Source organism: Pseudomonas sp. GM48, from assembly GCF_000282335.1.
In the GTDB taxonomy this organism is placed as follows: Bacteria; Pseudomonadota; Gammaproteobacteria; order Pseudomonadales; family Pseudomonadaceae; genus Aquipseudomonas.
The window spans coordinates 1-14,422 of record NZ_AKJM01000066.1; the positions used below are offsets into that span (position 1 = coordinate 1).

A 14,422-nucleotide genomic window follows, 5' to 3' on the forward strand; every position below is an offset into this window, starting at 1 on the left:
GGGCTTGCTCGCGAAAGCGGGGTGTCAGATACATCAATGTTGACTGACACACCGCTTTCGCGAGCAAGCCCGCTCCCACAGAAAAGCAGTGCGCGGTGATGTCTGGATTGTCCTACACAACACAAAATCGCATGTTACTCAGGAAATTTCCTACAAGACGTGGGATGCTTTTGACCTGGTCAGTCTTCCGCGAGAGCCTTTCATGAAACGCAAAATGCCCGGCCTGAATGCCCTCAAAGCCTTCGAAGTGGCCGGCAGCACCGGGAGTTTTACCCGGGCCGCCGAATTGCTCAATGTCACCCAGAGTGCGGTCAGCCGCCAGGTGCGTCAGCTCGAAGAACAGTTGGGCGAGAACCTGCTGGAGCGGCGGCATCATCACCTCGACCTGACCAGCGCCGGCCGGGTCCTGTTGCGGGCGCTGCATCAGTCGTTCGACAAGATCGAGCTGACGGTGCGCAGCATCCAGCAGAAAACTCATTCCAACCGTCTGCACATCAACGCGCCGCCGACCTTCACCAGCCGCTGGTTGATGCCGCGGCTGGGGCGCTTGCGCGAGCAGCATCCGGAATTGGAACTGAGCATCACCACGCGCTTGCAGGACAGCCTGGCGGAGACCAGCACACTGGATTGTGCGATCCGTTTCGGCGATGGCGAATGGGACGGGCTGGACAGCTCGCTGCTGATCCAGGAACGGCATATCGCGGTGTGCGCGCCGTCCTTGTATGCGCGGGAGTGGAGCGAGCAGGGCCTGGACCTCAATCGCCTGACACTGCTGCATGTGCTGGCCCGGGAAGACCAGCGCTACCTGACCTGGAAACACTGGCTGGACGCGGCACGCATCAGCGGTGTCGACACCCAGGGCGGTTATGAATTCGACCTGCTGGACCTGGCGATCCAGGCCGCCACCGATGGCCTGGGGATTACCATTGCCGACTGGCACATGGTTGCCTCGGAGTTGGCCAGCGGGCAGTTGACCCAGGTGCTGAACGTGCACGTCGACGGGCATCAATCCTACTGGCTGGTGACCCGGCCGGAGCAGACCGAGATGCCGCAATTGCAGGTGTTCAGCCAGTGGTTGCAGGAGGAAGTCTGGTTGGCACAAAGGCAACTCGAACCCTCGACGGCGGCCATCTAGTCACCGCTGAACCCCTTGTGGGAGCGGGCTTGCTCGCGAAGGCGTAGTGTCAGACACCAACTCTGTCACTGATCCACCGCTTTCGAGCAAGCCCGCTACCACAGGGGATCGCATCGTTTTCGGGGTAACCTGCATTTTTCGAATGTTTCACCGCTCAATAAATCGTTTGTTCAACCCGGTCTGCATGACAAGACTGGCGGTATTGAAAAAAACAACGATGGGCGATTCACATGCGACTCGAGCGAAACTTTGTTAACGGCCACTTCATTGAACCGGCCAGCGATGCGCTGATCGCGGTCTACAACCCGGCGACTGAAGCGCTGGTGGGCCACGTCTCGGCGGCCACGGCCGATGAAGCCACGGCGGCGGTCGAAGCGGCCCAGGCAGCACAAAAAGTATGGGGCAAGCTCACCAGCATTGAACGCGCCGATTACTTGCGCTCCTTTGCTGATGCTCTCGAGGCCCGCGCGGTCAACATCGGTGAGGCCCTCGCCGCCGAATCCGGCAAGAGCGTGGCCGACGCCAGCAACGAAGCCCGCTACGCGGCACAGATCACCCGCTATCACGCAGAGTGGGCGCGCCGGATCGAAGGCGAGATCATTCCCAGCGATTCGCCGAACGAAAACCTGTTCCTGCACCGCGAACCGATTGGCGTGGTCGCCTGCCTGATTCCGTTCAACTACCCGGTCTACACCCTGCTGCGCAAAATCGCCCCGGCGCTGATCGCCGGCAACACCGTGGTCGTACGCCCGAGCAACAACACGCCGACCTCGGCCTTCGAAATCGCCAAGGCGGTGCAGCAATCCGGTCTGCCGGCGGGCGTGGTGAACATCCTGACCATGGACCACGGCACCGCCGCCGTCGTCTGCACCCATAAAGCCGTGGGCCTGATCACTCTGACCGGCAGCGTCAACGCCGGGCGCATCGTGCTCGATTACTGCAAGGCCAATATCGCCAAGCCGTCCCTGGAACTGGGCGGCAAGACCCCGGCGATCATCGAGGCCGATGCTGACCTCGAAGCGGCCGCCAGTGCCATCGTCGCTTCCAAGACCACCCACTGCGGCCAGTTGTGCACGGCGGTGGAGCGGGTCTATGTGCAGGAAAGCGTCTACGACCAATTCCTCGGCTTGCTGAAAGAGAAAATCAGTGCCGTGAAATTCGGCGACCGCGTCACCGATGCCAGCCTGATGGGGCCATTGGTCAACGCCAGTTCGCAGCAGAACATCCACGCCATGGTCGAGCGCGCCATCGCCGACGGCGCGGTGCTGGAAACCGGCGGCGTGCTGCCTGAAGGCAAGGGCCATTTCTATCCGCCGACCCTGCTCAGCGGCTGCCGCCAGGACATGGAAATCATCCAGGAAGAAATCTTCGGCCCGGTGCTGCCGGTGCTCAAGTACCGCGACATCGACGAAGCGCTGGCCATGGCCAACGACCACCAGTTCGGCCTGTCGTCGGTGCTGTACACCGAGAACTATCGCACCGCGCAGAAAGTCGCCAACGCCATCGAGGCCGGCGAGCTGTACGTCAATCGCACCCCGGCCGACCCGTACCAGGGCTTCCACGCCGGCTGGAAACGTTCGGGCCTGGGCGGCGATGACGGCAAGCACGGCATGCTCGAATTCACCCAGACCCGTCTGGTGGTGATGAAGTACTGATTTACCCGGAGCACCCCTCTCGCTTATGTGGGAGCGGGCTTGCTCGCGAATGCAGAGTGTCAGCCTCCATCAATGCTGACTGATCCACCGCTTTCGCGAGCAAGCCCGCTCCCACATTGGCCTGAGTACACCCGAGATATATAAAAACAATTATTCGAGCGCCCGGACCACCGGGCGCCAGAGGTCTACTCGATGTCCAAGCAAGCATCCACTGCTGCCGCTGTTCAGGGTTCGAACGCGGGTCTTAAAAGCCACAGTGACAAGGGAAGTCGTTATTTCCAACTGATGCTGTTGGTGCTCGCCGCCGGTGCGATCTACCCGATCCTGTACCTGCGCCAGGTCTACCAGACCACCATGCTCGAAGTGTTCCAGATCAACCACAGTGAACTGGGTTATCTGTACTCGATGCTGGGCACGATCTTCCTGTTGTCGTATCTGCCCAGCGGCTGGCTGGCGGATCGCATCGCACCACGCTTTCTGATTTTCTTCTCGCTGGTGGCTACCGGCGCCCTGGGCCTGTGGTACTCCACCGCGCCGTCGATGACCGGCCTGATGATCATCTTCGGTTGCTGGGGCCTGACCACCGGCTTGACCTTCTGGGCCTCGGTGCTCAAGCGGGTGAAGATGATTGCTCATCACTCCGAACAGGGCCGCTTCTTCGGCATCCTCGACGGCGGTCGCGGTCTGGTGGAAGCCTTGCTGGCAACGGTCGCCCTGGGCCTGTTCGCCTTCGCCACCGAAACTCGTGGCGAGTCGGTGGCCGAAGGTTTCAAGCATGTGGTCTACCTGTATTCCTTCACCTGTATCGCCATCGGTTGTGTGCTGGTGCTGATCAAGGATCCGAAGTCGATGGAAGACACGGCAGCGGTGGAGAAAGGCAAGTTCAACCTGCTCAGCGACCTGACCACGTTGGTGAAAATTCCTGAACTGTGGCTGGTCACCGCCATTGTGTTCTGCGGTTACCACATCTTCTGGGCCACCTACAGTTTCTCCGATTACCTGCAGGGCGGCGGCATGACTGCGGTCATGGCCGGCACCATCACCACCATCAAACTGTGGATGCGTCCCATCGGCGGCATCGGTGGCGGTTGGCTGGGCGACAAGTTCTCCAACATTTCGGTACTGGTCGTCGCGTTGTTCCTCGCATCCCTGGCGATGATCGGCCTGATCGTGTTCCCGGCCCTCAACAGCCTGGGCCTGCTGATCGGTACGGTGATTTTTATCGGCCTGATGACCTACGCCATTCGCGGGCTGTACTGGGCGATTCTCGACACCTGCAACATTCCGCTGCGCATAACCGGCCTGGCCATCGGCATCGTCTCGGTGGTGGGTTACCTGCCGGATGCCTTCATTCCCTTGATCAACGGCTACCTCACCGAGCATTTCCCCGGTGCCTTTGGTTACAAGCTGTATTTCGGCTACATCGCGTTCGTCGGCCTGCTCGGGACCCTGGCGGCCCTGACCCTGCGCGCACGGATCAATCGTAAATCCTTGAACACGACTAATTTGAAAAAGACAGGTGCCTGAGATGAAAATCGTCGCCCTTGAAACCCATATCGTTGCCGTTCCACCGCCGCACATCGGCGGGATGTACTGGCTGTTCGTCAAGCTCAAGACCGACTGCGGCATCGAAGGCGTCGGCGAAATCTACGCCGCGACCTTCGGCCCCAAGGCCATGCTGCCGATCATCGAAGACGTGTTCGAACGCTACCTGCTGAACCAGGACCCGCACCACATCGAACGTTTTTTCCGCCAGGCTTATTCGAGCGGCTTCACCCAGCGCCCGGACCTGACCATGATGGGCGTGGTCAGCGGCCTGGAGATGGCCTGCTGGGACATCATCGGCAAGGCGGCGAACAAACCGGTGTACGAGTTGCTCGGCGGCAAGGTCCACGAAAAGCTGCGTTCCTACACCTACCTGTACCCGGTCAACAGCAAGGGTGAGTACGACTACGACGACCCCGACCTGGCCGCCGAGTGCGCCATCGAAAACATGAACAAAGGCTTCACCGCCGTGAAGTTCGACCCGGCCGGGCCGTACACCGCGTACTCTGGTCACCAGATTTCCCTGGAAGTGCTGGAGCGCTGCGAAACCTTCTGCCGCAAGATCCGCGAAGCGGTGGGTGACAAGTGCGATTTGCTGTTCGGCACCCACGGGCAAATGGTGCCGTCCTCGGCCATTCGTCTGGCCAAGCGCCTGGAGAAGTACGACCCGCTGTGGTTCGAAGAGCCGGTGCCGCCAGGCCAGGAAGACGCGATGGCGCAAGTCGCGGCCAAGACCAGCATCCCGATTGCCACCGGTGAACGCCTGACCACCAAGTACGAATTCTTCAAGCTGTTGCAGGCTGGCGGTGCGTCGATCCTGCAAATGAACGTCGCACGCTGCGGTGGCCTGCTGGAAGCGAAGAAGATCGCGAGCATGGCCGAAGCCTGGTACGCGCAGATCGCCCCGCACCTCTACAACGGTCCGATCGGCGCGGCGGCGAGTTTCCAGCTGGCGACCTGCACGCCGAACTTCCTGATCCAGGAAAGCATCATGACCTGGGGCGGTTTCCATGCCGAAGTCCTGACCAAACCCTTGCAGTGGGAGGACGGCTACATCATCCCGTCCACCGAGCCGGGCCTTGGCGTGGAGCTGAACATGGATGTGGTGCGCAAGCATTCGCCGTACACCGGTGAGCGGTTGCACCTGCAAATGGCGCCGACCCCGGCAGACGTCAAGGACACTTCGCCGGCCAGGGGCTGACGGGAATTCCGGTCGCCGGGCACAGCCCATGTGGGAGCGGGCTTGCTCGCGAAAGCGGTGTGTCATTCAACCAAGATATCGACTGACACGGCCTCTTCGCGAGCAAGCCCGCTCCCACAGAAGCAGTACTTGCCCATTCCGGCTTTTTTTGTACAACGACTTACGCGGTAACCGTGCATGACATACGACTACATCATCGCTGGCGCCGGCGCAGCAGGCTGCGTTCTGGCCAATCGCCTCTCGGCTTCCGGGAAACACACGGTGTTGCTGCTGGAGGCGGGCGGGAAAGACTCATCCTTCTGGTTCAAGATCCCGGTCGGCTTCGCCAAAATGTATTACAACCCGACCTTCAACTGGATGTACTACAGCCGCCCGCAAAAGCAGTTGAACAACCGCGAAATCTACGCCCCGCGCGGCAAGGTGCAGGGTGGCTCGGGTTCGATCAATGCGATGATCTACGTGCGTGGCCAGGCCCATGACTTCGATGACTGGGCGGCCAACGGCAACGACGGCTGGGGTTTCAAGGACGTGCTGCCGTACTTCCGCAAACTGGAAAACCACCCGCTGGGTGACAGCGAGTACCACGGCGGCAACGGCCCGATCAGCATCACCCCGATGAAGGGCCAGACCCATCCGATCTGCGATGTGTTCCTCAAGGGCTGCGATGAACTGGGCTACCCCATCAGCGACGACTTCAACGGGCCGAAATTCGAAGGTGCGGGCATCTACGACGTCAATACCCGCGACGGCCAGCGTTGCTCCAGCAGCTTCGCCCATTTGCACCCGGCATTAAGCCGGCCGAACCTGACGGTCGAGCATTTTGCCCTGGTGGACCGGGTGCTGTTCGACGACCGGCAACGTGCTACCGGGATCTCCATCACCCAGCACGGCGTGGTGCGAACCTTCAGGGCCAACAAGGAAGTGATCCTCTGCGCCGGTGCCGTGGACACACCGAAGATTCTGCAACTGTCCGGCGTGGCCGATCAGGCGCTGCTGGCCAGGCACAACATCCCGATGGTCAAGCACCTGCCGGCGGTGGGACAGAACCTGCAGGATCACCTGTGCACCAGTTACTACTACAAGGCCAACATCCCGACACTCAACGATCAGCTCAGTTCGTTGTTCGGCCAGTTCAAACTGGGCCTGAAGTACCTGTTCACCCGCAAGGGCGCGCTGGCGATGAGCGTCAACCAGGCCGGCGGGTTCTTCCGTGGCGACGCGCAGCAGACCAACCCGAACTTGCAGTTGTACTTCAACCCGCTGTCGTACCAGATCCCGAAAAACAACAAGGCCAGCCTCAAGCCCGAGCCGTACTCAGGCTTCCTGCTGTGCTTCAACCCATGCCGGCCGACCAGTCGCGGGCACATCGAAATCGCTTCGAAAAACCCGCGGGATGCGGCGCTGATCGACCCGAATTACCTGAGCACCCAGAAGGACATCGACGAGGTGATCCAGGGCAGCCGCCTGATGCGCAAGATCATGCAGGCCCCGGCGCTCAAGGACATCACAGTCGAAGAAGTGTTGCCGGGACCGGTGGTCGAAACCGACGAACAGATGTTGCAGTACTTCCGCGAAAACAGTGGCTCGATTTACCACCTGTGTGGTTCCTGCGCCATGGGCTCGGACGAACGCAAATCGGTGGTGGACAAGCGCCTCAAGGTCCACGGGGTGGGCGGTTTGCGCATCGTCGATGCGTCGATTTTTCCCAACGTGACGTCGGGCAACACCCACGCCGCCGTGCTGATGGTGGCGGAGAAGGGGGCCGACCTGATCCTGCAGGACGCTTGATGCCGGTCACCTGGCTGTATCAAAAATGAATTTCCGCCGAATCCGCTGCTCATAACTTTAAGTGGCGGGCTAGAGCCTGCGAAATCATTGAGGCAATCAGGGAGCGGCACGGTCATGAGTCGAGTACCGACAGCGGGCGCAGATCATCCTGGCAGGTTGATTCTGGTGGTTGAGGACGACCCGCTGATCCTGGAGTTTCTCTGTGAGATTCTTCAGGAGGAAGGTTTTGTCGTCGAGCCGCATGTCAGTGCGGACGCGGCAGCCATCTATCTGGAACAGCATGCGCCGGAGGTGGGCTTGCTGCTGACGGACATCACCATGCCCGGCACGCTCAATGGTGCGGACCTGGCCAACCAATTCGGTGATCGCTGGCCGGACAAGCCGATCATGATCATGTCCGGTTTCGAAACCCCGGCCAGCTCCGGGGTGCGACACGCCGTTTCGTTCATCAAGAAACCCTGGGCCATCGGTCCGTTGCTGGACTGTGTCGATGACGCCTTCAAGTCCAGGAGACTCAACTGAAGCGCTCGCAGATGCTACATTGCCGGGCAAATCCGTGCGGCACCTGCGAGGTTCTATTCCTTGTCTGATCATTCTGTTTTCAACTCGACTTACCGTGCCTTTCTGTTCGACATGGACGGCACCGTCCTGACCTCCATTGCTGCCGCCGAGCGGGTCTGGACAACCTGGGCGGTGCGTCATGGTGTCGATGTCGAAACCTTCCTGCCGACCATTCACGGCGCCCGCGCCATCGATACCATCAGGCGCCTGGGGTTGCCCGGGGTGGATGCCGAGGCCGAAGCCGCCTGGATTACCGAAGCGGAAGTCGAGGATGTCGACGGGGTATTTGAAGTAGCTGGCGCAGCGGACTTTCTCAAATCACTGCCGGCTCATCAGTGGGCCATCGTCACTTCCGCGCCACGGGAACTGGCGTTGCGACGGATGGCGGCGGCGGGGATTCCCGAGCCTGAGGTGCTGGTGACTGCCGAGGACGTAACAGCCGGCAAGCCCGATCCAGCGGGGTACAAACTCGCAGCCAGGCGCCTGGGCGTCGAGCCTGCGCAATGTCTGATTTTTGAAGACGCCACGGTGGGGATTCTGGCGGCCGAGGCGGCGGGGGCGGATTTGATGATTGTCACGGCGACCCATGAGCAGCCGATCGAGACGTCCCATGCGACGTTGGCAAGTTATGAGTCGGTGCGGGTTCAGGTGGATGCCGCAGGTCTGCGCCTGCACGCCATCTAATGTGGGAGCGGGCTTGCTCGCGAAAGCGGTCCATCATTCAAACAACATGTCGACTGAAAGGACGCCTTCGCGAGCAAGCCCGCTCCCACAGGGGGATGAGTGTTCCAGTCAGTAAAGTCCGGGAACCAGCCGCCAGGAGCGGGCGCAATAGGCTTCGTATTCGATGCCGAACTGCGCCTTCAGCAAAGCCTCTTCCGAGTGAATCCGGGCAATCAGCGGGATCAAGGTCAAGGCTGCCAGCAACAACCCAACCCCCGAACGAAAGGCCAGTGCCCAGCCCACGGCGATGACCATCATCCCCAGATAGCTGGGGTTGCGCAGGTTACGGTAAATCCCCTCGGTGACCAGCTGATGCCCCGGCTGGATGGCCACCAGCCCGCTGAAGCGCTTGCCCAGCACAAACACCGGCCACAACCGCAGCGCGCCGCCCACGATGAACAGCAGCGCCCCGAGCCAACGCACGCCCTCACCACCGAAAGTCCAGAAATCGATGCGGTCGGTATAGGCCGGCAGAAAGCCGCTCAACACACCGATCACGCCGAAAGCCGGGAGGACCCAGCGATTGGCCCGGTCTTCGCGTTCCCCCGAACTCAGGTTGACCTCGGTGAACAGTGATGCGATGGCCATGACCAGGGTGGCCAGGGCAACGACGACCAGAGAACCGTGGCTGAAATAAGCCGCGAAGCCACCCAGCCCCCAGATTGCCAGGGCGAGGTAGGCGAGGGTGCTGACGATGGCGAAAAACGCCAGTTTGGCCGAGATTTTCATGGTGCCTCCAACAGCTGCCACCGTTATGTTCAGTGTAGATAGCGATCACTCCCGCGCAGGGCGAGGGCGCGATCAAGCCACCTGCGCTCTTGCGTTGCGCCGAATCACCTGTGGCGGTTGTCCGAACACCCGCAGGAATGTTTCACGCATGCGTCGTCGATCACTGAACCCGGTTTCCAGGGCGATCTGGTCGAGGGTCAGGCGTCCGCGTTCAAGCATCTGTCGGGCCGCTTCCAGGCGCAGGTTTTCGATGGCCTTGGCCGGCGATTGCCCGGTTTCGGCGCGAAACGCCCGGCTGAATTGCCGAGGGCTGAGGTTGGCCACTTGCGCCAGTTGCTCCACCGAAAGCGGCTGTGCAAGGTGTTCCCGGGCGTAGCCGAGTACGGTTTGAATGCGATCGGATTTAGGCTCCAGCTCCAGCAGCGCCGAGTGCTGCGACTGGCCGCCAGCGCGGCGGTGGTACATCACCAGTTTCTGTGCCACCGCCCGGGCCAGCTCGGCGCCGTAGTCCTTTTCGACCATGGCCAATGCGAGGTCGATACCCGCTGTCATGCCGGCGGAGGTCCAGATCGAACCGTCGATCACATAGATGCGATCGGCTTCGACCTTGATCGCCGGAAACCGCGCTTGCAGTTCCCGGGCATAGGCCCAGTGAGTGGTGGCCCGCCGCCCGTCCAGCAAACCGGCCTGGGCCATGACGAACGCCCCGGAGCAGATCGACGCCGTCCGGCGTGCCGTGTTGATGCTGGCCCGCAGGTAATCCAGCACAGCCTCGGGCGCCTGTTCGACGATGGCGTCGCCACCGACCACGATCACCGTGTCGAACACGCGCCCGTCGAATGCCTCCGTGCCGACGCTCAAGCCGCCGGAGGCCCGCAGGTTGTGTCCGTTTTCGGACAGCACGCGCACGTCATACAGCGTCTCTGCGGCACTGAAATTGGCGTACTCGAACACCGGCATGGCGGCCAGTGCCATGGACTGGAAACCCTCGAAAACCACGAACGCCACGCTGATCATGGATCTGTCCTCAAACGGTTGTGTCCGAAAAACGTACTTTAAACGTCATTTGAGACAGTAGAAAGTCCCTTTATAACGGTCTGCACCCGGCGAATCTCTCGCCTCACCGTAGAGGAATTGCACCATGGCTCTTTCATCCAAAGGCACTGCACTGATCACCGGCGCTTCTTCGGGCATTGGCGCGGTGTATGCCGATCGCCTCGCCCGGCAGGGTTACGACCTGATCCTGGTGGCCCGCAGCCAGGCCAGACTCAATGCCCTGGCCAGCCATTTGAGCGACGAAACCGGGCGCACCGTGGAAGTGGTTGCCGCCGACCTGACGAACAAGGTGGATTCGCTGCGGGTCGAACAGATCCTGCGCAGCGACGCCAGCATCACCCTGTTGGTCAACAATGCCGGGGTCGGCGGCGTCATGCCGCTGCTCGCCAGTCCAGTGGACGACATGGACACGATGATCAACCTCAATGTGACAGCGTTGATGCGCCTGGCCTATGCGGCTGTACCGGGCTTCGTCGCCCGGGGCAGCGGCACCGTGATCAATATCGCCTCCATCGTCGCCATCGCCCCGGAAATCCTCAACGGCGTGTACGGCGGGACCAAGGCGTTTGTCCTGGCACTGAGCCAGTCGATGCAGCATGAACTGGCGGACAAGGGCGTACGCATCCAGGCGGTGTTGCCGGGGGCGACCGCCACCGATTTCTGGAGCGAGGCCGGCAACCCGGTGGAAAACCTGCCGAAAGAAATCGTGATGTCCGCCGAAGACATGGTCGATGCCGCGCTCGTTGGCCTGGCGGCCGGCGAAGTGGTCACCATTCCGGGCCTGCACGATGGCAGCCAGTGGGACCGTTACGAAGCCCAGCGCCGGACGCTGTCCGGGTTGTTTGGCAACTGCGCAGCAGCGCCGCGTTATCGCTGAGACGGTCGCCCCGAGGCCGGGTGAACTAAGCTTGGGAGAGAGGACTGTTCACCACCGGCTCGCAGGAGTTCGACGAGCCGGTGGCGTGTAACAGGAGTTCATATGCTTCACATCCGAACGCCTTTGATCCTGCACCCTGGCCTGTCGACCCCGACCCGGCGTATCTGGCTGAAACTGGAAAACCTGCAACCCAGCGGCTCGTTCAAAATGCGCGGCATGGGTTTGCTGTGCAGCCGGGCGGCGGAGCAGGGCAAGCGCGAAGTGGTCTGTCCCTCCGCCGGGAACGCGGGGCTGGCCACGGCCATGGCTGCAGCCCGTCTGGGGCTCAAGGCATGCATCGTGGTGCCGCATACGACTCCGCAAAGCACCCGGGCGCGGATCAGCAAGACCGGCGCCGAGGTGATCGTGCACGGCAAGGTCTGGGACGAAGCCAATCAACGGGCACAGGAACTCGCCCAGGACCCGCGCAGCGAATTCGTGCCGGCCTTCGACCACCCGGTGTTGTGGGAAGGGCACAGCACAATAGTCGATGAAATCCTCGAAGACTGTCCGCAGGTCGATGTGCTGGTGACCTCGGTTGGCGGTGGTGGCCTGTTGGCGGGGCTGCTCACCGGTCTGATCCGTCATGGACGCACCGATTGTCGGCTCATTGCCTGCGAAACCGAGGGCGCGGCATCGTTCGCCGCGGCGATGGCGGCCGGGCACCCGGTCAAACTGGCGAAAATCGACACCGTTGCCACGTCCCTGGGTGCCGCGCAAGTAGCCGCGTGGCCGGTCAGGCACATTGGCGATTTCCCCCATGAATGCGTTGTGCTCAGTGATGATGAGGCGATCATGGGCGTGGTGCGTTACGCCAATGATTTGCGTCAGTTGGTCGAGCCGGCGTGCGGAGTTTCATTGGCGATTGCCTACCTGAATCACCCGGCGATTGCCGATGCCCATGACGTGGTGGTCGTGGTGTGCGGTGGGGTGAGTATCAACGCGCAACTCGTGGCCGGGTGGGCACGCTTGTCCACTGGCACGCAGGCCAGGTAGGGCTGGAAACGCTATCCCGGTGTCACAAGCCCCACTGCTGGCGATGATGGTCCTCAGTGATCGGCGGCAACGCCTTCCTGAACGAGGATGGCGCGGGCCAGGTCTTCGTCGCTTGCGTTGTTGAGGGCGGGATTGTCCTGACGGATTTTTTTCAACACCGCCTCCAGATAAGCACCACGAATCGCCCCACCACTGGCGACGAAGCTGGAGGCGTCATCCCGGGCGGGAATCATGAGTTTGTGGTCTTTGAACGTCGAGTACAGCGAGGCGGAAACCCCGGCCGAGGTGGCGACATCTTCGGCATCCACTTTGGCCAGAACGGAACCTGCGGGCAAACAAAGTACCAGCGATGAAATGATAAGCAGACGGCGCATGACGGTGTCCTCCGACAGCATGAAGCATAAGGGAAGTACCACATAATTTAGGATGCGCGGCGGTCGCCGAGAGTTCCCCAGCACCGTCGACCGTGTGCTGGCGCGCCTGAACGACCGATGATCAGTGTTGGTGCTGCCCGTCGGCCATCGGGTCTATGCTGGGGAGTGCGCCTATCGCCATCGGAGAACTCTGATGATCACCGTACGCACTGCCTGCCTGCTGGCCGATTACAAACGCTGGGCCAATCAGCGCCTCTTCGACAGCCTCGCGGCGCTCCCACCGGGCGAAGTCAAAAAAGAACGGGTGTCGGTGTTCAAAAACATGATCGGTACCCTCAATCACGTCTACGTGGTGGATTGCATCTGGCGGGCGCACCTTGAAGGCCGGGGACATAACTTCAAGACTTCACACGATCTGCTGCATGCCGATCTGTCCGAACTGCGCATGGCGCAAAAAGAGATCGATCGCTGGTATTGCGACTGGAGCGCCCGGCAAACCGATGCCTCCCTGGACAGGTCCGTGGAGTTCACCTTTGTCTCGGGCGAAAGCGGCATCATGAGCGCCGGCGCGATGCTGCTGCACGTGGTCAACCATGCCAGCTATCACCGTGGCTGGGTGGTGCAGATGTACTTCGAGATTCCGGCCATGCCACCGGTGACCGACATGCCGGTGTACCTGCGCGAATCCGAGCCGTTCCTGTTCCGCCCCGTCAATGTGCCGGTGGTGGAACCGCCATGTGCTGTGCAATTTTCCAACGCAACCAGCGTTCTGCCGGATCGTTATCGTTGACCCCGTTCCAAAGGATCTCCCACACGGGATCGCCAGCGAGCAAAAATGCTGCGTACGGCATCAATCAACTGTGGGAGCGGGCTTGCTCGCGAACGCTGAGTGTCAGACAACATCAAGGCGACTGAACGTCCGCATTCGCGAGCAAGCCCGCTCCCACACGTTCGGCGCTTTACTCAGGCGGATCAAGTCGATCCAGCGCCCGGTTCACTGCCAACTCACCCAGCATGATGACCTGTGCAATGCCCAGCAGTGTGTTGCGGTGCGAGCCCTCAAGAAAACCCGCCAGATCGTTGGTCATCACATTGGCCGAGGCCAGTGATTCGCAGGCGTGGGCCAACAGGGTCTCGGTGTCGATGTCGGGGTTGATGGTGAACATCGTGGACGGTTTGTGGGGCGTGGCCATGATGTTGGCGGCGGGGTTGAGGTAGTGATTGAGGGCGCGCTCGGCCGCTTCGTGGAATTGCTTGGAGTCGGGGCTTTCGTAGGGGGAGGCTGGATCGGTTTCTGGCGGGTTGGGTGTTGGTTTGATCATCGATAGAACTCCAGTACTGTAAAAATTGGAGCCATCACTTTCGCTACCAAACGAAGGGCGGTGGCCATGCACAGGTTGGTAGACCGGAGTACTGGAACCGGCGCCCCCGAAGAGGCCCTGCGCATGACGACCATAAAAGCAGCAACTGCTTGAAGTGGCGCTACGCGCAGTACTCCGGGCTACCAAACCCGATCGCTGTTTTTCAGCGACCGGCTAACGATAAAGCCCGGACCCAAGACGCGTAAGCCGGCGGATTCTGGCGTACCCGTAGGCAATGACGCAAGGCGTTGTAGCTTTCATCAAGTTACGCTGACAGCCGTTAAACAAGGGCGGTCAGTCGATGTTTAATGTGCGGTTGTCACGACAAAAACATGGCTTTGGGCTGAGCACGAAACCTGTGGGAGCGGGCTTGCTCGCGAAG

The 14,422-nt window shown here is 61.1% G+C and carries 14 protein-coding genes; 10 read left to right on the plus strand and 4 right to left on the minus strand.

Annotation, left to right across the window (positions count from 1 at the left end; translation table 11 throughout):
* Positions 1-202 precede the first annotated feature (202 nt).
* The 7 genes from PMI28_RS16345 to PMI28_RS16315 all read left to right on the plus strand — a co-directional run bounded on the left by PMI28_RS16345 (position 203) and on the right by PMI28_RS16315 (position 8,569).
* Positions 203-1,135 carry a LysR substrate-binding domain-containing protein gene (locus PMI28_RS16345; RefSeq protein ID WP_007986195.1) on the plus strand — a complete coding sequence of 311 codons (933 nt, stop codon included), beginning with the start codon at positions 203-205 and terminating at the stop codon, positions 1,133-1,135.
* Positions 1,136-1,365: 230 nt separating this feature from the next.
* On the plus strand, positions 1,366-2,790 hold the full coding sequence (gene aldA / locus PMI28_RS16340; protein WP_007986197.1) for an aldehyde dehydrogenase: 1,425 nt from the start codon (positions 1,366-1,368) through the stop codon (positions 2,788-2,790).
* A 192-nt stretch (positions 2,791-2,982) separates the two neighbouring features.
* A complete protein-coding gene (locus tag PMI28_RS16335; protein ID WP_007986199.1) occupies positions 2,983-4,317 on the plus strand; it encodes an MFS transporter in 1,335 nt (444 codons plus the stop codon).
* Between the two features lies 1 nt (position 4,318).
* A complete protein-coding gene (locus tag PMI28_RS16330) occupies positions 4,319-5,536 on the plus strand; it encodes a mandelate racemase/muconate lactonizing enzyme family protein (RefSeq protein ID WP_007986201.1) in 1,218 nt (405 codons plus the stop codon).
* A gap of 177 nt (positions 5,537-5,713) precedes the next feature.
* Entirely contained in the window at positions 5,714-7,324 is a 1,611-nt protein-coding gene (locus PMI28_RS16325; protein ID WP_007986203.1) for a GMC family oxidoreductase, read from the plus strand.
* Positions 7,325-7,438: 114 nt separating this feature from the next.
* On the plus strand, positions 7,439-7,846 hold the full coding sequence (locus PMI28_RS16320; protein WP_007986205.1) for a response regulator: 408 nt from the start codon (positions 7,439-7,441) through the stop codon (positions 7,844-7,846).
* A 60-nt stretch (positions 7,847-7,906) separates the two neighbouring features.
* On the plus strand, positions 7,907-8,569 hold the full coding sequence (locus tag PMI28_RS16315) for an HAD-IA family hydrolase (RefSeq protein WP_007986207.1): 663 nt from the start codon (positions 7,907-7,909) through the stop codon (positions 8,567-8,569).
* Positions 8,570-8,677: 108 nt separating this feature from the next.
* Here PMI28_RS16315 and PMI28_RS16310 read toward each other — a convergent pair whose 3' ends face one another.
* Positions 8,678-9,337 (minus strand): methyltransferase family protein, encoded by a 660-nt coding sequence (locus PMI28_RS16310; protein WP_007986209.1) that lies wholly within the window; start codon positions 9,335-9,337, stop codon positions 8,678-8,680.
* Between the two features lie 72 nt (positions 9,338-9,409).
* Entirely contained in the window at positions 9,410-10,354 is a 945-nt protein-coding gene (locus tag PMI28_RS16305; protein ID WP_007986211.1) for a GlxA family transcriptional regulator, read from the minus strand.
* 124 nt (positions 10,355-10,478) lie between these two features.
* Between PMI28_RS16305 and PMI28_RS16300 the strand changes: the two genes are divergently transcribed.
* Both PMI28_RS16300 and PMI28_RS16295 read left to right on the plus strand, forming a co-directional pair.
* The gene (locus tag PMI28_RS16300) at positions 10,479-11,270 is read left to right on the plus strand and encodes an SDR family NAD(P)-dependent oxidoreductase (protein ID WP_007986213.1); all 792 of its coding nucleotides are present in this window, start codon (positions 10,479-10,481) and stop codon (positions 11,268-11,270) included.
* A 102-nt stretch (positions 11,271-11,372) separates the two neighbouring features.
* Entirely contained in the window at positions 11,373-12,305 is a 933-nt protein-coding gene (locus PMI28_RS16295; RefSeq protein WP_007986214.1) for a pyridoxal-phosphate dependent enzyme, read from the plus strand.
* A 53-nt stretch (positions 12,306-12,358) separates the two neighbouring features.
* On the opposite strand, the gene PMI28_RS16290 is transcribed toward PMI28_RS16295, so the two are convergent.
* Entirely contained in the window at positions 12,359-12,679 is a 321-nt protein-coding gene (locus PMI28_RS16290) for a DUF2388 domain-containing protein (protein ID WP_007986218.1), read from the minus strand.
* 193 nt (positions 12,680-12,872) lie between these two features.
* On the opposite strand from PMI28_RS16290, the gene PMI28_RS16285 reads away from it, so the two are divergent.
* The gene (locus PMI28_RS16285) at positions 12,873-13,469 is read left to right on the plus strand and encodes a DinB family protein (protein ID WP_007986220.1); all 597 of its coding nucleotides are present in this window, start codon (positions 12,873-12,875) and stop codon (positions 13,467-13,469) included.
* A 169-nt stretch (positions 13,470-13,638) separates the two neighbouring features.
* Here PMI28_RS16285 and PMI28_RS16280 read toward each other — a convergent pair whose 3' ends face one another.
* On the minus strand, positions 13,639-14,001 hold the full coding sequence (locus tag PMI28_RS16280; protein ID WP_007986222.1) for a DUF6124 family protein: 363 nt from the start codon (positions 13,999-14,001) through the stop codon (positions 13,639-13,641).
* Positions 14,002-14,422: the final 421 nt, after the last annotated feature.

Coding starts and splice junctions, on each gene's coding strand:
- PMI28_RS16300 (WP_007986213.1), top strand. CDS start 10,479: ATGGCTCTTTCATCCAAAGGCACTGCACTGATCACCGGCGCTTCTTCG.
- PMI28_RS16280 (WP_007986222.1), bottom strand. CDS start 14,001: ATGATCAAACCAACACCCAACCCGCCAGAAACCGATCCAGCCTCCCCC.
- PMI28_RS16285 (WP_007986220.1), top strand. CDS start 12,873: ATGATCACCGTACGCACTGCCTGCCTGCTGGCCGATTACAAACGCTGG.
- PMI28_RS16345 (WP_007986195.1), top strand. CDS start 203: ATGAAACGCAAAATGCCCGGCCTGAATGCCCTCAAAGCCTTCGAAGTG.
- PMI28_RS16330 (WP_007986201.1), top strand. CDS start 4,319: ATGAAAATCGTCGCCCTTGAAACCCATATCGTTGCCGTTCCACCGCCG.
- PMI28_RS16320 (WP_007986205.1), top strand. CDS start 7,439: ATGAGTCGAGTACCGACAGCGGGCGCAGATCATCCTGGCAGGTTGATT.
- PMI28_RS16310 (WP_007986209.1), bottom strand. CDS start 9,337: ATGAAAATCTCGGCCAAACTGGCGTTTTTCGCCATCGTCAGCACCCTC.
- PMI28_RS16325 (WP_007986203.1), top strand. CDS start 5,714: ATGACATACGACTACATCATCGCTGGCGCCGGCGCAGCAGGCTGCGTT.
- PMI28_RS16305 (WP_007986211.1), bottom strand. CDS start 10,354: ATGATCAGCGTGGCGTTCGTGGTTTTCGAGGGTTTCCAGTCCATGGCA.
- PMI28_RS16295 (WP_007986214.1), top strand. CDS start 11,373: ATGCTTCACATCCGAACGCCTTTGATCCTGCACCCTGGCCTGTCGACC.
- aldA (WP_007986197.1), top strand. CDS start 1,366: ATGCGACTCGAGCGAAACTTTGTTAACGGCCACTTCATTGAACCGGCC.
- PMI28_RS16290 (WP_007986218.1), bottom strand. CDS start 12,679: ATGCGCCGTCTGCTTATCATTTCATCGCTGGTACTTTGTTTGCCCGCA.
- PMI28_RS16335 (WP_007986199.1), top strand. CDS start 2,983: ATGTCCAAGCAAGCATCCACTGCTGCCGCTGTTCAGGGTTCGAACGCG.